The 19,754-nt window shown below is 68.0% G+C and carries 14 protein-coding genes; 5 read left to right on the forward strand and 9 right to left on the reverse strand.

Annotated features, from left to right (window positions below):
- The first annotated feature begins 1,522 nt into the window (after positions 1 to 1,522).
- The 3 genes from NA12_RS32215 (at position 1,523) to NA12_RS32225 (ending at position 4,402) form a co-directional block, all read left to right on the forward strand.
- On the forward strand, positions 1,523 to 2,518 hold the full coding sequence (locus NA12_RS32215) for a ParA family protein (protein ID WP_067460384.1): 996 nt from the start codon (positions 1,523 to 1,525) through the stop codon (positions 2,516 to 2,518).
- A gap of 34 nt (positions 2,519 to 2,552) precedes the next feature.
- Positions 2,553 to 3,596 carry a ParB/RepB/Spo0J family partition protein gene (locus NA12_RS32220; protein ID WP_067460387.1) on the forward strand — a complete coding sequence of 348 codons (1,044 nt, stop codon included), beginning with the start codon at positions 2,553 to 2,555 and terminating at the stop codon, positions 3,594 to 3,596.
- 80 nt (positions 3,597 to 3,676) lie between these two features.
- Positions 3,677 to 4,402 carry a hypothetical protein gene (locus NA12_RS32225; RefSeq protein WP_067460389.1) on the forward strand — a complete coding sequence of 242 codons (726 nt, stop codon included), beginning with the start codon at positions 3,677 to 3,679 and terminating at the stop codon, positions 4,400 to 4,402.
- Between the two features lie 58 nt (positions 4,403 to 4,460).
- Here the strand turns inward: NA12_RS32225 and NA12_RS32230 are convergent, their stop codons facing one another.
- The 6 genes from NA12_RS32230 to NA12_RS32255 form a co-directional block, all read right to left on the reverse strand.
- Entirely contained in the window at positions 4,461 to 5,672 is a 1,212-nt protein-coding gene (locus NA12_RS32230; protein WP_067460391.1) for an N-acetylmuramoyl-L-alanine amidase, read from the reverse strand.
- A 131-nt stretch (positions 5,673 to 5,803) separates the two neighbouring features.
- The gene (gene trxA, locus NA12_RS32235; protein WP_067460393.1) at positions 5,804 to 6,136 is read right to left on the reverse strand and encodes a thioredoxin; all 333 of its coding nucleotides are present in this window, start codon (positions 6,134 to 6,136) and stop codon (positions 5,804 to 5,806) included.
- A 47-nt stretch (positions 6,137 to 6,183) separates the two neighbouring features.
- On the reverse strand, positions 6,184 to 7,170 hold the full coding sequence (trxB, locus tag NA12_RS32240) for a thioredoxin-disulfide reductase (RefSeq protein WP_067460396.1): 987 nt from the start codon (positions 7,168 to 7,170) through the stop codon (positions 6,184 to 6,186).
- Positions 7,171 to 7,259: 89 nt separating this feature from the next.
- Complete coding sequence (locus tag NA12_RS32245; protein WP_067460399.1) at positions 7,260 to 8,012, reverse strand: RsmA family anti-sigma factor; 753 nt, start codon at positions 8,010 to 8,012, stop codon at positions 7,260 to 7,262.
- Positions 8,013 to 8,108: 96 nt separating this feature from the next.
- Positions 8,109 to 8,705, reverse strand: coding sequence for an RNA polymerase sigma factor SigM (sigM, locus tag NA12_RS32250; protein ID WP_067460457.1), 597 nt, complete (start codon positions 8,703 to 8,705; stop codon positions 8,109 to 8,111).
- A 294-nt stretch (positions 8,706 to 8,999) separates the two neighbouring features.
- A complete protein-coding gene (locus NA12_RS32255; RefSeq protein WP_084473352.1) occupies positions 9,000 to 12,791 on the reverse strand; it encodes a murein biosynthesis integral membrane protein MurJ in 3,792 nt (1,263 codons plus the stop codon).
- Between the two features lie 654 nt (positions 12,792 to 13,445).
- Between NA12_RS32255 and NA12_RS32260 the strand changes: the two genes are divergently transcribed.
- A complete protein-coding gene (locus NA12_RS32260) occupies positions 13,446 to 14,219 on the forward strand; it encodes a hypothetical protein (RefSeq protein ID WP_132369741.1) in 774 nt (257 codons plus the stop codon).
- Between the two features lie 72 nt (positions 14,220 to 14,291).
- On the opposite strand, the gene NA12_RS32265 is transcribed toward NA12_RS32260, so the two are convergent.
- Entirely contained in the window at positions 14,292 to 16,760 is a 2,469-nt protein-coding gene (locus NA12_RS32265) for a DUF6049 family protein (protein ID WP_067460405.1), read from the reverse strand.
- Entirely contained in the window at positions 16,757 to 17,212 is a 456-nt protein-coding gene (locus tag NA12_RS32270) for an NUDIX hydrolase (RefSeq protein WP_084473355.1), read from the reverse strand. The genes NA12_RS32265 and NA12_RS32270 overlap by 4 nt, the downstream gene beginning before the upstream one ends.
- Positions 17,213 to 17,384: 172 nt before the next feature.
- On the opposite strand from NA12_RS32270, the gene NA12_RS32275 reads away from it, so the two are divergent.
- Positions 17,385 to 18,848, forward strand: coding sequence for a CCA tRNA nucleotidyltransferase (locus tag NA12_RS32275; protein WP_067460411.1), 1,464 nt, complete (start codon positions 17,385 to 17,387; stop codon positions 18,846 to 18,848).
- On the opposite strand, the gene NA12_RS32280 is transcribed toward NA12_RS32275, so the two are convergent.
- On the reverse strand, positions 18,849 to 19,664 hold the full coding sequence (locus NA12_RS32280; protein ID WP_067460414.1) for a hypothetical protein: 816 nt from the start codon (positions 19,662 to 19,664) through the stop codon (positions 18,849 to 18,851).
- Positions 19,665 to 19,754: the final 90 nt, after the last annotated feature.

Consider the following 19,754-nt stretch of genomic DNA (forward strand, 5'->3'; position numbering starts at 1 on the left):
CAGCGCTCGAGACTTGCGCCTGCGGCGCGTGCGCTTCGAGCGCTGACCGGCGGCCCGGCCGCGGACCGGCCACTTCGTGGCCGCCGCTCCCTAGGGGTCGCGGGGGCGGGGCTGGGAGTGCGGGGTTGTGGAGGACAGGCTGGGGTGGACGGGTGTGGCTGGGAGGTGCGGTCGCGCGCGGATCGGCCACTTCGTGGCCGCCGGCCCTCGAGGTGCGCGGGGCGGGTTGTTTGGGGTTGCCGAAGACGGGGATAGGCAACCGCACCCCGGTTCGGCCAGGTGACTGCACAACACTCGCACCGTGCGAGCCCGGGGTTCGGCCGGACAGCCGCACTTCCATCGACATCCGCACCCAAAGCCACCGCGCTCCAGGCACTCATGCCAGGTATCCATAGTCAGGCCGCGCGGTTCCGTCGACGACCAGGCCGGCACTTTTCCTCCGCACCGGCGCTGTTCCGTTGACTACCGCGCTACCTACCACCGTCCCGTCCACCTCAGCCCGCACGCGTCGTCCAACCCCACATCTCACCCCACGAACTCGCGCCCCTAGGAAACGGTAGGCACGAGGAACCCGATCCTCCAGGCGGCGCGCGACCGCACCTCCCAGCTGCACCGTCCACCCGAGTGGCTGTCGCCCAAATCCTGGCCGAATTCGCCCCAGTCGCGCAGCTGTCCTGCGGTGTCGTGCGCGGCCGCTGGGAGGGCGCGGCGGTGGCATTTCGAGGAACGGTAACGGCGTCAGGGTCGAATCATCAGACAACTGCTGCTGCGGCGCGGCCTGGTCGAACCGATCTGAGGGGTGTGACCGTCGCCCGGTTCCCTGTCGAACCGAAGGCCGGGGTGTGACTGGCAGGTGTTGCGTTGGCGGTCGAATCGAGGTGCGTGCGCTGGCTGGTAGTGGCGGCGGCTGCCTGGTCTACGCGGACCGCAGTGTGGTGGTATCGCGGTAGTGCGGCGGTCGGTCGCACCGGTGGATGGCGCGCGGTGTGGTTGGTACAGCGGTGTTGCGGCGGCTCTGAGGTGGAGGGTGAGCTTGGGAGGGCGGCGGTCCGATTGCCCTGAGTGGCGGGTGTGGCTGGGAGGGTGGCGGTCTGACGGCACCGAGGCGGGTGTGCTGAAAGGGCGGTAGTCCGGCGACACCGAGGGATTGGTGGGGCATGGGAGCCGGTCGGCTGGGGTGACTGGTAAGGCGCGAGGACTGGGGGGTGGGGCGACTGGAGGGTCGGCCGGGCGGGTGGATTGCTTGATGAGTACTCGGATTTTCAGGACCGCTCCCCCGTTGTTTCCCGTGAAACATCGGGACTCGGGTGTTAATTCTCGAGTATTGGGTGTGTCCTTCTCGGCGTGCCGCGATTCAGCTTTCCTAACTGTCTCGGTGCTGGCAAGCTGTCAGAGTCGGGCGGGAGTGAGCCACCCTCCTCGAGTCTTCGAGTTCTCCACCGACACAGTTTGTTTGTGACGACACGGCGCCGACGCTCGTCGGGGATACGTGATCTGAAGTTTCTCGGGTTAGGAGCAATCTATGTCGAGCGGTCCGGCGAATGTTTCACGGGAAACAACGTCGCGGGTCCCGGGGATGCTGGATTCCAGCAGCTTCGACGCGGAGACGTTCGGGAACACTCCTTTCGGGCACATCTCCCCGGCCGAGACCCCGATCGCGGCGGAAGCGCAACGCGCCAGCCAGATTCTGCATCCAGGAAAGGTCAATGTGCCGAAACCTCGCGAGCAACGGATCATCACTATCGCCAACCAGAAGGGTGGCGTTGGTAAGACGACTACGACGGTCAATCTCGCTGCGGCGCTAGCGCACCAGGGAATGACGGTCCTGGTGGTCGATCTGGATCCGCAGGGCAATGCGAGTACGGCGCTGGGCGTCGCACACAACTCGGGTGTGCCGTCCAGCTACGAGCTGCTGATCGGCGAGGTGGCGGTCAAGGACGCGATTCAGGTGAGCCCGCACAGCGAGCGCCTCCTGTGCGTCCCGGCCACGATCGACCTGGCCGGCGCGGAGATCGAGCTGGTGTCGATGGTCGCCAGGGAAGGCCGACTGAAGACCGCGATCCGCGAGGCGGGCATGGTCGGATTCGACATCGACTACGTGTTGATCGACTGCCCGCCCTCGCTCGGCCTGCTCACGGTCAACGCGCTCGTGGCGGCCAAAGAAGTGTTGATTCCGATCCAGTGCGAGTACTACGCGCTGGAAGGCGTCGGTCAGTTGCTGCGCAATATCGGGCTGGTGCAGGCGCACCTCAACCCGGAGCTGCACGTGTCGACCGTCCTGCTGACGATGTACGACGGCCGCACCAAGCTGGCCGACCAGGTGGCCGAGGAAGTGCGCAACCACTTCGGCGATGTGGTCCTCAAGTCGATGATCCCGCGCAGCGTGAAGGTTTCGGAGGCTCCGGGTTACGGGATGACCGTGCTCGATTACGATCCAGGCTCGCGCGGTGCGATGAGCTACATGGACGCGGGTCGCGAGCTCGCGTCTCGTGCGCAGCTGAAGCAAGACGCGTCTTGAGCGTGAGTTGGAACGAAGAAGGGATCGGTAGCCGATGAGTCAGGCGAAAAAGGGCGGTCTCGGTCGCGGGTTGGCGGCATTGATCCCGACGGGTCCTGCCGTGGCGCCGGGGTTGAGCAGTGCCGCGGCGAGCGTGATCGGGATCAATCCGATCGGCCCGCAGCCGGCCGAGGCGTTCCTGCATCGTGTTCCGGACGTGGAGCCGGGGCCCGAACCGGAGCCCGAACCCGAACCCGATCTGGTCTCCCCCGGCGGCGCGGTGTACCGCGAGGTCCCCGCCGACCTGATCGAGCCGAACCCGAAGCAGCCGCGTCAGGTCTTCGAGGAAGACGCTCTCGCCGAGCTCGTGCACTCGATTCGCGAGTTCGGTCTCATGCAGCCGATCGTCGTGCGCCGCGTCGAACCGGGCGTGGACAAGTTCCAATTGGTCATGGGCGAGCGCCGGTGGCGCGCCTGCCAAGAGGCCGGACTCGCCACGATCCCGGCGATCATCCGGGACACCGACGACGGCTCGATGCTGCGCGACGCCCTCCTGGAGAACATCCACCGCGTCCAGCTGAACCCGCTCGAAGAGGCGGCGGCCTATCAGCAGCTGCTCGAGGAATTCGACGTCACCCATGAGGAATTGGCTTCGCGAATCGGTCGCTCGCGGCCGGTGGTGACGAATATGATTCGTCTGCTGAAGCTGCCGATTCCCGTGCAGCGTCGGGTGGCCGCCGGGGTGCTCTCGGCCGGACACGCCAGGGCGCTGCTCGGCTTGGATGCCGGCGCGGACGCACAGGAAGAGTTGGCTGCACGAATCGTCCGTGAGGGACTGTCGGTTCGGTCTACCGAGGAAGCGGTGCAACTCGCGAACCGCGAGCCCTCTCCGGCCGCTCCCCCAGCGCCGAAACGTAAACCGATCCACATGCCGGGTCTGCAAGATGTTGCCGAAAGACTGTCGGGGTCCTACGACACCCGGGTCACGGTCAGCCTCGGCAAGAACAAGGGCAAGATCGTTGTCGAGTTCGGGTCCGTCGAAGATCTCGAGCGCATCGTGGCGCTGATGGAGCAAGTCGGCCCCGAAACGTCACTGTGACTGAAAGAGGCGACACGTACTGTGGATAGTGATGTGGCGTGAGCGTGGATGAATCCGATAGCTGGAGGCTGAACAGGGCGGTGTCGACCAGCGTCACGGCTTTGACTCTCGACGGGCTCGGTCAGCTCCCGGCACACACCCGGCGGTGTGTGTTCTGGGAACTCGACCCGGCCGTCGCCGCCGACTCGCACGCGTTCAGCGATCCGGTCTTCGAAAAGGAAGCCTGGCTCTCGACGGTGATGCTCGAGTGGGGTTCCTGCGGACAGGTCGCACACGTGGACAACAACCTCGCGGGCTGCGCGCTGTACTCCCCGCCGAGCGCGGTGCCGCGTTCCGCCTTGTTCCCCACCTCCCCGGTAAGCCCGGACGCGGTCCTGCTGACCACGCTGCAGGCCGAATTCCCCTACGACGAGGCCGATGTAGCCCACCGCCTGGTTCAGGCCGTGGTGGCCGATCTGGTGCGTCGTGGCGTGCGAGCGCTGGAGGCGTTCGGCATCCGGAACGGCCCACCGTCCAGTTCGGTGGCCGACCGCGGCTTCGGATCGTCGATGCGGCTGATGGAACGGATCGCGGCGCCACTGCGCGACCCGTCGTCCGCGACGAGATGCACCCCCGAAACCTGCATGATCGACGCGGATTTCCTCGCCGAGGTCGGTTTCGAAGTGGTGGCCCCGCATCACCGCTTCCCCCGGCTACGCCTGGAACTCGACTCCGATCACGGCTGGAAGGAAGACGTCGAGCACGCACTCGACCAACTCCTGGCGGCAGCGCAGTTGCGCGTTCCGGTGGCTTCCGGCCAGATCTAGCGACGAACAGCGAAACGGCCCCGCGGGAATTCGCGGGGCCGTTTCGTTCGTGCTGGAACTAGACGCGCGGAGCGGAACCGTTGCCCGCGTCGGCGGCCGCCAGTTCTTCGGCGAGCAACTCGGCGAAGGTGTAGGTGCCGGTCGGCTGGTCGTCCTGGCCGAGCAGATAGAGCCGCTTCACCGAGATGAGAATCGCTTCGGCGATCACATCGCGCATGCGCGGATTGGCGAGGATCGAGGCGTCGTACTCGTTGGTGAGGTAGCCGAGGTCGACCTGGACGGTCGGCATCTTGGTCAGGCGCAGCAGGTCCCAGGTGCGCTGATGGGTCCGGCAGTCCTGCACCGAGGTTCGGGCCACCACTTCGCGCTGGATGAAGCCGGCGAGCACCTGGCCGATCATCGACACCGAACCGTGGGAGTTGCCGAAGTAGAAACCGGCCACTCCCTTCGCGGACGGGTTGTCACTGGTCGCGCAGCGCAGCGAGATCATCAGATCGGCGTCGAAGGCGTTGGAGGTCTCGGCGCGTTCGACATCGGTGGGGTTGGCGCCCCACGGCCGGGACAGGAAGGTTTCCATGCCGGTCGCGGCCATCCGGCCTTCGAGCCTGGAAGCCAGATCCCACAGGATCTCCGACTCGAAGACATCGCCGAATTCAGTCGGTACCGCGAAACCCTTGTCGATGCCGCCGAATCCGGGATCGATGACGATCCGTTTGCCGGTGAGCTGCGGGCCCGCCCGGTGCACCACTTCCTCTTCGGCGATGCGGTGCGGGTTGCCGCCGGTGACGCGTGCGCCGAGCAGATCCAGCGAGCGCAAGGTGTCGGGTCCACAGATACCGTCGGCGGACAGGCCGATCTCGCGCTGGAACGCGCTGAGACCGTCGTGGGTGTGCGAACCGAAGTGCCCGTCCACCCGGTAGACATAGAAGCCGAGATCCTGCAGCTTGCGCTGCAGGGTGGCCACGTCGTCACCGTAGAGCGGCGCCGACAATTGGTAGATCAATGTGCGAGCACCCAGCCGGTAGGAGGCTTCCTTCAGCGCGCGATAGGTGGCCGGACCGACCACCCCGTCGACGAGGAGCCCGCGCTGCTGCTGGAACGCGCGGATCGCCGAATCGAGGGGCCGATCGAACACCGCCTCGGTATCCTTCCAATACTCCGGTCCGTCAGTGGATTCGACGTGTGGGAGATGCAGGAAACCTAGGCTTGCGAGGGTGCTCCGAACCTCTGCGACGGCTGGTCCTGAATCGCCGTGACGAAGTCGGTGCATGCGTGAGAGCCTTTCCTTCGGCCGGAGCGTCCGTCGATTGTCTCAGACCCAAGCCGCTTTGCGAGAATCCCGGGTCAAGGCATCCTACGGCGCGTCGGCCGGTAGGAGGCGCTTTTGTCGGATGCTCTGTGCTAGATGAGGCCCTCGAGCTCGCGCAGCAGCGCCGCCTTACCCTTCGCGCCGACAATCTGCTTCACCGGCTTGCCGGCCTGGAACAGGATCATCGTGGGCAGCGAGAGGATCTGGTAGTCGCGGGCGGTGCCGGGGTTAGCCTCGGTATCGAGCTTGGCGATGGTCAGCTTGTCGGCGTGGGTGCCCGCGATCTCCTCCAGCACGGGGGCGACCATCTTGCACGGGCCGCACCAGTCGGCCCAGAAGTCGACGAGCACCGGCTTCTCGCTGAGCAGAACGTCGTCAGCGAAGGACTGGTCGGTGACGGTGATGGTGTTGGCACTCTCGGCCATGGGTGTCTCCTCGACAGGGGTGGAACTCGAAATCAGTTGGTGCGCAATCAGTTGGTGCGCGCCGCGGCCGAGCCGTCGGCGTGCTCGAGCGTGTTGGCGGTGATATCGCCCTGCTCGGCGAGCCAGCGTTCGGCGTCGATGGCGGCGCGACAACCGGTGCCCGCGGCGGTGATCGCCTGCCGGTAGGTGTGATCGACCAGGTCGCCAACGGCGAACACGCCCGCCACATCGGTGGCGGTGCCCGGATCGGTTACCTGCACATAGCCTTCACCGTCGAGTGCGACCTGGCCCTTGACGAGTTCGCTGCGCGGGTCGTGCCCGATGGCGACGAACAGGCCGGTCGCGTCGAGCTCGGACTCCGCGCCGGTGCGGGTGTCGCGCAGGGTGAGGCTGGTAACGCTCTTCTCGCCGTTGACCTTCACGACCTCGGAGTTGAGCCGGAACTTGATCTTCTCGTTGGTCTTGGCGCGCTCGAGCATGATCCGCGACGCGCGGAACTCCTCGCGGCGGTGCACGATGGTGACGCTCGCGGCGAACTTGGTGAGGAAGGTCGCTTCCTCCATGGCGGAGTCGCCGCCGCCGACCACGACGATGTCCTGGCCCTTGAAGAAGAAGCCGTCACAGGTGGCGCAGGCGCTCACCCCGCGGCCGAGCAGGTCCTGCTCGCCCGGCACGTTCAGGTAGCGCGCGGCCGAACCCATCGCGAGGATCACGGCGTAGGCCTCGAAGGTCTCGTCACCGACGGTGACCTTCTTCACCGTGCCGGACAGATCGATCGCGTCGACGTCCTCGGTGCGCAGTTCGGCACCGAAGCGCTTGGCCTGGTCGCGCATCTGCTCCATGAGATCGGGGCCCATGATGCCGTCGCGGAAGCCGGGGAAGTTCTCCACCTCGGTGGTGGTCATCAGGGCACCACCGAACTGGGTGCCCTCGAAGACCAGCGGCGCGAGCTCCGCGCGGGCAGCGTAGACGGCCGCCGTATAGCCGGCGGGTCCGGAGCCGACGATGATCAGGTCGCGAACTGGCGTGCTCATGGAGACCTTCCGAGAAGTGAAGCTGGGGATGTGTCGGTTAACAACACCATAATCGGTGTTGTTCCCTGACTGCCGGTGCTACCCGATTGTCAGCCGATGTCCCGCAGCGTGAGTTGCGCGGGCGTGCCCGTGGTGCAACCGGTGCCGACCACCAGCGCGGTGATCGTGGGGGCCTTGGCACCCTGAACCAGGATCAGCACCGATTCCGTGCCACGAAAAGTGATATTCGACGCTCCGAGCACCGCCCGGTCGATCCCGTTGGCTTGGACGCAGCGGGTGAGGGCGGCTTCGTCGGCGAGCGGGCCGACCACGTCACGTTTGCCCAGCGCGCGCAGCGCGGCGGCGGTGGTGAGTTCGTCGGCGGGCGCCGGCTCGGTGAACGGCGCTGCGGTGGGGGTGCCCTCGGTGGTGTCGAAGGTACTGAACACGGCGCCCACGCCTGCCAGGACGGCCACCACGGCGGCGGCCGCGGCGAGCAGCCCGAGTCGGCGCCGGGAGCGGTAGTTCGCCAAGGAGATCGGGGCCTGGTCGGTGGATACCTGCTCGGCGGGCGGTAGCTGGGCGACGAGCGGTGTGCCGCGCTCGGTTGGAGCCTCCCCCGCGTCGAGCTCGGCGACGAATCGGAACATGCGGTCGGCCACATCGTCGGGCATGCGGTGCGTGACCCGCTCGTCGGTGGCGAGCGCGCGCAGGTGGGTGTTCACTTCGTCGAGCTTGTTCAGGTAGCGCAGCGCGTCTTCGTCGGTGCGGACCACGGGCCACAGTTGCTCGCACAATTCGGGTGCGAGGTTGTCGGCATGCAGATCGGCCAGCAGTTCCGACGGGAACGGAGGCTGCGGCACGGATCGAGACACCCTCGCACCTCCCCTGTTCTGTCGATATCGGATCGCAGGATTTACATCGCTGACTTGGTCGTCATTGTTAGTGACGCATCCCGACTACATCCGGTTCCCTGGATCGCGGAAAAATTCCAAACGTTCTTGCAAACGTACGCGCGCTCGGGCGCATCGGCTCTTGATCGTGCCCGGCGCCACGCCTAGCGCGGCGGCGGTCTCGGCGACGCTGCGGCCCTCCATCTCGGTCATGACCAGCGCCAACCGCTGTTCGTCAGGGAGGGTGAACAGCGCCTCACTCACCACGGTGGACAGTTCGTAGTGCGCGAACGCGTCGTGCGGATCGACCGCCTCCGGCATCGTGTCGGGCAGCACCGAGACGGCGCGGCGGGTCTTGTTGCGCCGGATCCGGTCGAGGCAGGCGTTGACCACGATCGCGTGTAGCCAGCTGCGTACCTCGGACTCGGCGCGGAACGAGTCGGCGGTGCGATGGGCCGAGAACAGGGCGTCCTGGAGGCAGTCGGCGGCGTCCTCGCGGTTGTAGGACGTACGAAGAGCGGTCTGCCAGAGATGGTCGGAATGCCTGCGCAGCAGTTCGGCGAAAGCATGCGGTTGCCCGCGGACGTGGGCGGCGAGCAGTTGCTTGTCGCTGCCGTTCTCCAAGAACGAGCGGACGCCTGCCGCGTCCTGCCGCGGTGGCACACCGCGGACCTGCTCGTTGACTTCCGGCGACAAACCTGACCCCTCGGACAGCACTCATTACGGCGACTTCGAGCCGACGAACAAGGCCGATCCATCACCTGACTACCACGCGGCGTCCAGGATCGACGTCGACAAATCCTGGGTAACCCTCAACCGAGAGCGCGGGGGGATCATAACGTCGATAACAATTGCGCACCAACCGGACCGCGGTTCGACGAAGATCGTCAACGGGCCCGGAAATGATCGACCACCTGCGCGAACAGCGCGGTGGGAGGGTTTTACGGCGCGTGCAGACTAAGGGGCCGCGTCGAAGCGGACGTCGGCGATCGCGGTCTGGAACTGGCCCCCCGAATTCGCCAGTCCGGTGATCCAGACGAGCACGAAACGCGCGGCCTGATCGGTGTGCACGGCGATATCGGTGACCCCGTCGCTGAGCTTGGCCGAACCGATCAGCTGGGTCTGGTCGAGGGTCGGCGCCTCGGTGGGCGAGGTACGGATCTCGACGGTGCTGCCCGCACTGGGCGAGGTGATCGACACATTGGTGAGCTTGGCCGGCGTCGGCAGCGTGGCCAGCAGCCCCACGCCCTTCTTGAGGGCGGGGAACTGCTGGAAGTACTGATCGGTGCGCCACAGCGTCGCCGCGTTGTGATCGAGCACCGCGCCCGCCGACGCGGCGCCGTCGGGGGTGCCCTCCGGGGAGAACACCGCGACGCCGGTGACCGGCACCGGCACACTCGTCGGCGCCGCCGCGGGTTCATCGGCGGGCGGTGCCGACGCCGCGGGCGGCGCCACACTCGAGGTGAGCCCGATGTTGATCTGCTGGTCCAGTGGCTTGTCCGACGCGCCGGGCGCGAAGATGCTGACCATCCACCAGATCAGCACGCCGACCACCAGCGCGGCGAGCACGCCGAGGGCGACCATGATCCACATCATCCGCTTGGAACGTTCCCGTTCCGCCGCGAGCAGTTCCGGGTCCGCGAGGGAATCGGCACCGGGGGCGACAGCCCGCTGACCCAGCCGTAGGACCGGAATGAAGTCGGTCTTCTGATCGACCACGGAGGCCTGCTCGAGCACATGCTGCACGGTGGCAGCGGTGCGCACGCCCTTGTTGGATTCCAGCGAGCGAACCGCGACGGCCGAGATCTCGAACGGCACCTCCGGCCGGATCTGACGGGGTTCCACCGGCGTGCCGTCGGGCCCGAAATCGGCCAGGTGCAGACCGCCGATGGTGGCCGCCGACCCGGTGACGCCGCCGACGCGAATCGGCCAGCGCGCGGTGATCAGGGCGTAGAGCATCGCTCCGAGACCACGGACGTCGCCTTGGGCGTCGGAATCGCCGAGGGTGCCGGGGAACGCGAGGACAGCGTCACCGGAGGCGCTGATCCGGATGCGGTCGGGGTGGTCGATCGAGAGCGAGCCGCCGCCACGATGGGCGAGCTCGGCCGCCGAGGCGAGTGCCCTGATGGCCCTGGCCGCGCCGACCGGCGATGGCACGGTCTCGGCCATCTCACGCAGTGAACGGCCGGGGGTCCACTCGGCCACGACAATGCCGCCGGAGCTGCCACGGACGACATCGAGCACCCTGGCCAGGCCGGGCGAATTGATCCGGCCCAGCCGCAACGTGCGCGACAGCACCGCCTGCGGGCCGTCGTGACCGGAATTCTCACCGGAGGTCTGGTCGGCGTCCACGAAGGTCAGCGCGACCTCGCGGTCGAGCTTGATATCGAGCGCCTGCCAGAACTTCAGCCCACGCGCACCGCCGTGACCGGCCAGCAGCCGATACCGGCCACCGGCGACGGACGCGCCGGGAATGAGCTTGGGCCCGCGCTGCCCGCGGTTGGCCGCGGCGCTGGGGGGCACCTGCGGTGGGATTGGCAACATGCCGGTGTCATAGGTCGGATCGCTCGGCGGCATGGCCGAACGCGCGTTCTTCTCGTGCGAATCGCTTTCGTCGGGCACGTCGATATGCTCGGAATCCGTCGAGTTCGGCGCATCGGGCCCGACCTCGGTGGACATTCCTGCTGCCGCGCGCGCCGCAGAATCAGCGGCCGGGACGCCGCCCACCGCGTCATCGCTCACCCTCGGTCCTCCTTCGGCCTGAAAACCCGTGTCGGTCTGCGGAACAGCGTACGGGAACTGTGCTTTACCGGTGCTGTCAACAGCACCTGGTCGAATCACGGGAAGCACCATGGTCTGGGTGTCCAAAGACTGCCCGTACGCGGGGAATCCATAGGTATCGGGGCGGCGCAGGACGGCGGTGGCGTAGATGTCGTCCGCCGGGGTGTCGTCGAGTGCGATATCCGGCGCGGGCGGGGTGATGCCGAGCTTGCGCGAGATCGCGACGGTGATGGCGACGACCTCGGGGATACCGGCCAGCCGCATCAGACCGAAGGCCACCGAGAACATGACCAGGGCATCGATGACCACACGCAGCAGCGAGCCGGGGCCGCCGGTGACGTGGTCGAGTCCGGTGACCCGGTCGATGATCAGCATCACCGCGCCGCCCGCGACCGAGGCGAGCAACACTCTGGTCACAGTTCGGCCGACATTGACCATGCGCAAGTCGCCGAGACTGCGATGCAGCAGCACGCCGCCGATCAGCGCGCCCGCGGTGAATCCGAGGCCGGTGGCGACGCCGAGCACGATCACGACGTCGTCGCTGTCGCGGGCGATGACCGGGGCCAGTGCCGAGATCAGGATCTTGATCGTCGTGATGCCGAGGATGATCCAGGTCGGCGTCCACGCCTGTTCGCGCGCGTAGAACACCCGCAGGTGGATGAGCACGAGCGAATACGGGATGAGCGAGAAGGCCGACCAGCTCACGGCGCTGCCGAGCCGTTCGGCGTCCCCGGAGAATCGTGCGTAGCCGTAGAGCGCCTGGCCGATCTCCGGGCCCGCGAGGGTCATGAAGGTGACGATCGGGATCATCGCGATCATCGTCAGTCGGGTCGCCACGGACAGGTCGTCGACCACGGCTGGGGTGTCGTCGTCGGCGGCGCTACGGCTCAGCCTCGGCATGATCGCGGTGAGCAGGGTTACCCCGATCACGCCATAGGGCAGCTGCAACAGCGCCCAGGCGTTCGCGAAGATCGCCGGACCCGCCTCGTCGGCCGAGGAGGCCACGTTGTTCGCGACGACCAGGCCGACCTGGCTGATCAGCACGTACAGGATGATCGCGACGGCCATCTTGCCGAACTGCTTGAGGCGCGCGTCGACTCCCCACAGCGGACGCAGATTGATTCCGTGCCTGCGGATCGCGGGCAGCAGACACAGCGCCTGCGTCGCCACGCCCGCGGTGATGCCGAGGCCGAGGACCAGCAGTTTCGAATCGCTCATCCGTACCGGATCGAGGGTGATCTCGCCCGGTGTCAGCGCGTAGACCGCCAACACTGTCAAGGCGACCAGATTGTTCATCACCGGGGCCCACGCACCCGGTTTGAAGGCCTGCCTGGTGTTGAGTATCGCGGTGAACAGCGCGGACATGCCGTAGAAGAGGAGCGCGGGGGCCAGCAGATAGGTCAGCGCGACGGTCAGGTTCGTGTTCACCTTGCCGTCCGAGGAGACGAGCACGTGACCAGCCAGAATCGGGGTGGCGGCCAAGGTGAGCACGGTGGCGGCGAACAACACGGTGAAGGCCGCTGTCACCAATCTGCGCACGAAAGCGGCGCCGTTGTCGGCATCCTCCTGTTCGGCGCGGATCAAGGTCGGCACGACGATGGCGGTCAGAACGGCGCCCAGGACCAGCTCGGCGACCATGTTCGGGATCAGGTTCGCCGAGATGAACGCACTCGCGATGGCCGGACCGAGGACCGTCAGCAGCAACAGCTGCTTGGCGAATCCGGTGATGCGGCTGATCAGTGTCGCGACCGCGATCGAACCCGAGTCCTTGAGCAGTTTCGCGTTGGCGCTCGGGGCGGCGCCCGCTTTCGTGTCCGGCTCGGCCGCTACCTTCTTCGGCCGGGCGATGACCTGCGTCCGCTCCGACGACCGATCGCCACCGGTGGGAGAACCGTTCGCGACCCGTCCACGCTCGCCCGATCCGGCCCCTGCTCGCCGCCCATCCCGTGCGAGATCCGCGGCGGGCATTCCGGGAAAACTCGCGCGCGGTGGCGCGTGCTCCGGCCTGCGCCCGCCGACCTGATCGGGCCGTGCCTGGCGCGGAATGGCTCCGGACTGCCCCCCGTGCGGCGGGACCGGTCGTTGCTGAGGGAACTCGCCCGATGGGTTCGGCCCGGTCCGGCGCGGAGCGAACCCGTCCGGTCCGGCGCCGGGCCGCTGCTGTTGCGGGAACTCACCCGAACGGTCGGCCCCCGAGCCGGGGCGCTGCTGTTGCGGGAACTCACCTGAACGGCCGGCGCTCGGGCTGGGGCGCTGCTGTTGCGGAAATTCGCCAGAACGTTCAGCGGCACCGGGACCAGCGGGATGCTGTTGCTGCGGGAACTCGCCCGAGCGCGCGCCGGAGCCAGGCGCGCGGCGTTGCTGCGGCGGTGCGGGGCGACCCTCGGGGCCGTATGCCGCAGGACGCGGTGGCTCGCCTGGGCGGCCGGGTGAACCAGCTGGGAATTGTGGCGCCGCGCCAGGGGCCTGCGGTTCCGCGCCGGGATGCTGTGGTGCCAAGCCTGGATGGTGTGGTGCCGGGCCGGGACGGTGTGCTGCAGGGCCAGCAGATTGCGGTGCCGGGCCGGGACGTTGTGGCGCCGGGCCGGGACGGTGTCCTGCCGGGCCAGCAGATTGGGGGGCTTGGCCAGCAGATTGTGGTGCCGGGCCGGGACGGTGTGGTGCCGCGTCGGGGTGCTGTGGCGCCGGGCCAGGGTGCTGTGGTGCCGGGCCGGGACGTTGCTGGCGTGGGAACTCGCCGGAGCGGTGCGCCGGATCGAATGGCGGAGGCAGGGCCGGGCCGCGCGGGGGTTGATCCCGCTGCGGTGGCTGCTGATCCGGGCGGTATCCGGCCGGGGGGCGGTGCGGTGCGGGGTATCCCGCCGGTGGGCGGACACCCTCGGCGGGAGCTTCGGGGCGATAGGCCGGCCGTCCGGGCTGCGGGGCCCGTGGCGCGGCGGGCGGTTGCGGTGCGCCGTGGTCGGCCGAGCCGGGTCGGTACCTGGAGGGCTCAGCGGGCCGCGAACCCGGGGGCGGCTGATCGGGACGATGACCCGCCGGTCCCGGCAGGTCGGGTCGAGGGCCGTAGTCCGCACGACGATCGCCAGGCTGACGGGGTACGCCGGGCTGACCCGCGGCGGCATGACGAGGATCCCCGTGCGGATCGCCGGGCCGGACCGCCGGACGGCCCTCCCATGGCGCGGCGGCATCGGGGCGATGACCCGGCCGTCGATCCGCCGGTGGCGCGGCCTCGTCGCGGTCGGCGTCCTGTCCGGCCGTCATCCCGCGTTCCCACGGCGCACTCGGCGCCCGGCGCAGGGTCGGGTCGTCGTCGTGGTTGCGCCGATGAGCGGAATCATCGTCGCCCATCATGCCTCCTGTACCCGGCGTAACCCGCGAATCCCGCCGGTCCGATGAGCGTTTCGCTCATCAGTGCCACTCTCGTCCTTGTCTGCCATGGTGCCCTGACCGCGCGTCAGGCGCGGGCGTTCACTGCCGTTGTAGTCGCTGACGCGCGCGCCGCAATCGACCGGCCCGTTCGACCGTCTCCGGGGCGAACCCGTCGTCGGCGGGGTCGGGCTGCCCGCGGAACCGCCGCAGCAGTCGGCGCCCGGCCAGCAGCAACAGCAGTATCGCGGCACATGCGGTAATTATGGCCAGCGCCTGACCGTAGGCGTTCGAGCGCACCGAGACCGAGGTCGCCTCTCCTAGCGCTATTCCGTCCGGGGTGGTAAGAGCGATCGGAATGACCAGCTTACGGCTGTCGCTCACCTCGGTCGGGATCTGGAACGACCGGGTTCCCGACGGTGGAAGCAGCTGTTCGCCGATATCGGTGATGTTCGTCTCGGCAGGCGCTTCGATCCGGAACATCACCCGGATGGCGACGGGCAGTTCATTGCGCGCCACCAGCAACAACGGGCTCTGCTCGGAGGCCAGCGTGTACACCCCGCCCGGCGGCAGCACCGAGACCGAGGAGAACATCGTGTCCAGCTCCCGGGTCGCCTGGTCGATGCGTCGCTGGGCGTGCAGGTCGGCGAGCGTGTCGTTGTCGGCTCTGCGGTCGGACAGACTCAGCGCGCGCAGCAGGTCCTCGCGCGCCGGGGTGAGAAACGCGAGCGGGGAGAGTTCGGATTCGGGCAGTTCGACCAGCGCGCGCATCAGCTCGGTGATCCGGGTGCCCTGGTCGCGCACCGGTTCGATGAACCGTTCCGGCGCGGCGTCCTGGGCGGCGCGCGGCAGGTATTCCAGCGCGAAGGGCCGCGGATCGGGGGCTTGCGCGACGAGATCGGTGAAGCTGCGTGGGCTCGCGAGGTTGTTGCGGGTGAGCAGTTCGAGCTGTTTGAGCAGCGCGCCGCCCTCCTCCCGGTTGGCGCCCCACTGCTGCGGCGGCATCAGCAGCTGCGAGCGCGGCCGGTCCGGTGACGGGTTGAGCGCACTCCATGCCATCGCGCCGAGCGCGTCCTGCAATCGGGCCGCCCGCGAGTCGTTGGTGACATCGAAACGCACCTTCGACGGCGTGAACGACGGCGTCGGCGGATTCGAACCGACCGCGGCCAGCGCGGTCGCCGTCCAGATGTCGAAGGTGGTCACCCGCAGCGCGGGATCGGCCCCGGCGGCGGCGCCCGCGAGCGGGGTGGCACTCACTCCCGGCACGCGCACCACATCGGGTGCGGCGTGCTCCCCTCCGACCACCACATCGGGGGCGAGCGTTGTCGGGGCGGAGGTGAGCGCGTTGTCGGTGTCGGCAGGCGACCCGTCACCCGACACCGCGGAACCGGCCAGGACCGCCGTCCCGTATCCGTGCTCGCGCAGCAGCATCCCCGCCGGATCGTCGATGCTGCCCGCGTCGGGCAGGCTCACTCCGCGCAGTGTCTGGGTGCCGAGGATCGAGTCGACCACGTCGGCGGGGGCGAGCAGGGCCCGCGCCGACAGTCCCGGTTCGTCCACCGCGGCCAATGCCGACAAGTCGACCTGCGCGAACGGCAGCGCCACCGTGCACATCGATCCGGCAAGGGCGCGCAACCGGTCGAGCCACGCTTGCGCGTTCGCCGCGCCGGCTCCCTCCCTGGTCGCCCCACCCGGGTCCGATGGACTGGCCAGCACCCGGTAGCCGCGCGTCATGGTCTGCACGGTCGAGACCAGGTCGGGATCGATGGCGATACACACCGATCCGGCCACACCCCGGTCCCTGCCCGGCGCGGGCACCACCGATTCCAGCGCCGCGACGAGCTGTTCCAGGCGTCCGCCCTTGCCGACCGAGGCCGCCAGTTCGTCGTCGAGCAGTTCGGCCTGGCCGTGCACCGAGCCCGGTTTGCCCGCGACCATGCGGGGCCGGTCGGCCAGTGGCCAGATCATCGTGGTCGCGATCGGTGACGCTGCGGGCGGCGGCGTCACCGGCGGTTCCGCGCTGCCGTCCACACCGGTGGGTGGCAGTCCGAGAACAGGGAGCAGGAAGCGCGCGTCGTCGAGCCTGGCCTGGGTGCCGTAGGCGGGTTCCCCGTTCACATTGAGCAGCAACGGATAAACCCCCGGCTCGGTGAGCCCGAGCGAGGCCTCCGAGCCGGCGCGCAACGCGATACTCACCGAGAACTGTTTGCGCTGGCCGGGACTCAACTGTGGCGCCACATCCTGGAACGGCCCGGTCACCTCGTAGTTCACCTGGTCCAGCCGCAGCGAACTGCGCAACCCGCTCGGCGACTCCACCGCGCCGGCCCGCTGAATCCGCACGCTCACATCGTCGACGACCCGGTCGCCGATATTGGTGACCGTGCCGGAGATGGTCAGCTTCGGGTCGCTGCCGGTGGTGACCGTGCCCGGCGCCACCGCGTCCAAGGTCAGCTTCAGAAACTTCGGCGTTCCCGACCCGTCCGTTTGGGCGTGCGCGACCGCGGGCAGCAGCGTCATCGAACCCAAGATGGTCAGGACCGCCGTGATCAGCCGGATCAGTCCACCCGTCATCGCTTGCCGGTCTCCATCCGGTCGATCAATCGGTTCGCCACTTCGGCCAACCGCCGTTCGTCGGCGTAGGCCAATCGGGAATCCAACTCGCTCAAGGGAACCCACGCAACCTGGGTCACTTCGACATCGGCGTCGGACAGCTCACCGCCGAGACACCGCAGCAGGAAATGGTGCACGGTCTTGTGTACCCGTCTGCCCTCGGTGACGAACCAGTAATCGATACTGCCGAGTTCGGCGACCACTTCCCCGTCGATGCCGGTTTCCTCGGCGACCTCGCGAATCGCGGTCTGCTCGGAGGTCTCACCCTGCTCGATATGTCCTTTGGGCAGCGACCACAGCAGGCGCCCGCGTCGGTCGGTGCGGCCGATCAGCGCGGCGGTGCGTTGCTCCTTGGGGCCGTCGAGGCCCTCGACGACCAGACCGCCCGCCGAGGTCTCCCGGACGGTGCGCATGCGGGGTTTGCCGGCGTTGTTCGCCGAACCGCGCCGCCGCGGCTGGCGGCGTCGACTGTTCGCGCGATCGGCCGGAGGAGACACTCCGTCAGCTTAGCTGTGCATATCGAGTGCGGGCGCGGGTGTGGTGGACTGCGGGGAAAGGGTTCGACGGGGTCGGTAAAGTGCCTGTGTGGTTTCTCCCGATGTTGTCCCTGATGCTGTGGCGGATCGTCGTGCTCGCCTGCTGGCGGGGGCGGCGGTGACGTTGGGGCAGCTCAATGATGTTTTGGCGCCGTTGGGGGGGATGTTCGCGGAGCGGGGGCACACGCTCTATCTGGTCGGTGGCAGTGTGCGCGACGCCGTGCTCGGGCGGCTCGGCAACGATCTGGATTTCACGACCGATGCGCGGCCGGAGGTCGTGCAGGAGTTGATGCGTGGGTGGGCCGATCATCTGTGGGATACCGGCGGCTTGGCGTTCGGCACGGTGAGCGCTGCCAAGAACGATCAGCAGCTCGAGATCACCACTTTTCGGGCCGATACCTACGACCGGGTTTCGCGCAATCCCGAGGTCACCTTCGGCGACTCGCTCGACGGTGACCTGGTGCGCCGCGACTTCACGGTGAACGCCATGGCGGTCAAGATCGCCGCTGACGGGTCGCTGGAATTCGTCGACCCGCTCAACGGCATCGACGCGCTGCTCGCGGGCGTGTTGGATACCCCGGCGGCGCCGCAGGATTCGTTCGACGACGATCCGCTGCGCATGCTGCGGGCCGCGCGTTTCGTCGCCCAACTCGGCTTCGAGGTGGCGCCGCGGGTGCGGGCGGCGATCGTCGAGATGGCCGACCAGATCGACCGGATCACCGCCGAGCGGGTGCGCGCCGAACTGGACAAGCTGATCGGCGCCGACCACCCGATCGACGGCATCAACCTCATGTGCGATACCGGTCTGGCGCAGCGCGTGCTGCCCGAGGTGCCCGCGATGAAGCTCGAGATCGACGAGCACCACCAGCACAAGGACGTGTACCAGCACTCGCTGACGGTGCTCCAGCAGGCGATCGACCAGGAGGAGGGCGACGCCGACCTGGTGTTGCGCTGGGCGGCGCTGCTGCACGACATCGGCAAGCCCGACACCAAACGCAACGAGCCGGCGGGCGGCGTGAGCTTCCACCACCACGAGGTGGTCGGCGCGAAGATGGTGCGCAAGCGGATGCGGGCGCTGAAGTACCCGAAGGTGTTCACCGAGGAGGTCGCGCGGCTGGTGTTCCTGCACCTGCGCTTCCACGGATACGGCAAGGGGCAGTGGACGGATTCGGCGGTGCGCCGCTACGTCACCGACGCCGACGACCTGCTCGATCGCCTGCACAAGCTCGTGCGCGCCGACTGCACCACGCGCAACAAGCGCCGCGCGGCGGCCCTGCGCTCGACCTACGACGAGCTGGAGGAGCGGATCGCGGCGCTGCGCGAGCAGGAGGATCTGGCCCGGGTGCGCCCGGATCTGGACGGCAACGCGATCATGGAATTGCTCGATCTGCCGCCGGGCCCGCAGGTGGGCAAGGCGTGGAAGTACCTGAAGGATCTGCGTTTGGACCGCGGCCCGATGAGCCGGGAAGAGGCCGAAACCGCGCTGCGCGAATGGTGGGCCACGCAGCACTGATCAGAAGACGATCAGTGTCGTTCCCGCGATGATGGCGTCGCGGATCTGGGTCAGGTCGAACGACCCGGTGGTCGCGGGCAGTTCGAGCCGGAATTTCACCACGTCACCGCGCCGGTGCGCGTAGGAAATGTCGGCTCGGTTGGGCAGGTCGTCGAGGAGCAGCGCGGGCGCGGCAACCACGCGCCTGGGTAGCCGGATGCCGTACCAACTGGCTTTGCGGATATCGATGGTGAGCAGGTTGTCGTAGACCTGCCCGTCGACGACGGCCCGCATCTTGCGGGTGCGATGCGTCGCGACGATCTGTCCGCGTTCGTCGAGACGCACTCGCCAGTCCAGGTTCTGGGCGTCGACCCAGGCTGTCAGCGCGCCGATGCCGATGGTGCCCTCGATGTCGAGCTGCTGGACTCGAATCTTGGTCGGCACACCGGGAATCAGCCGCACGCCGTGCGCGACCACGGTGACCGTGTCGAATGCATGCGAGTCCCAGATCAGGTTCGACAGCACTGTCTTGCTCTGGAAGTGAGCGCCGCGTCTGCGCAGCTTGAAGGTGTCGAGGGTGGCGGTGAGGTCGTGTCCGAGCAGCGTGGCCTTGATTTCCTGGCCGCCGAAACGGCTGAGGATGCCCTCGCTGAGCACGGTCATCAGCACATCGGGCATGAGCGCGGTGACGGTGCCGGAACCCAGGTCGGCTACGGGGTCGGCCCATGAGGTGGTGAAGCCGAGCCACTGGTCGATCCAGGACGGGTCGAGCAGGCGTTTGCCCATGTCGACAGCACCTGCCAGTGACCAGGACTTCGGATCGAAATACGTGGCCATGATGGCTCTGAGCGTACTTGGCCGCGTGGCCGACGGCCATGAAGTGTGACCCGATTCCGCACGCCCCGGTGATAACGGTATGAATCTGTG

The organism is Nocardia alba NBRC 108234, from assembly GCF_001612665.1.
Classification (GTDB): domain Bacteria; phylum Actinomycetota; class Actinomycetes; order Mycobacteriales; family Mycobacteriaceae; genus Nocardia; species Nocardia alba.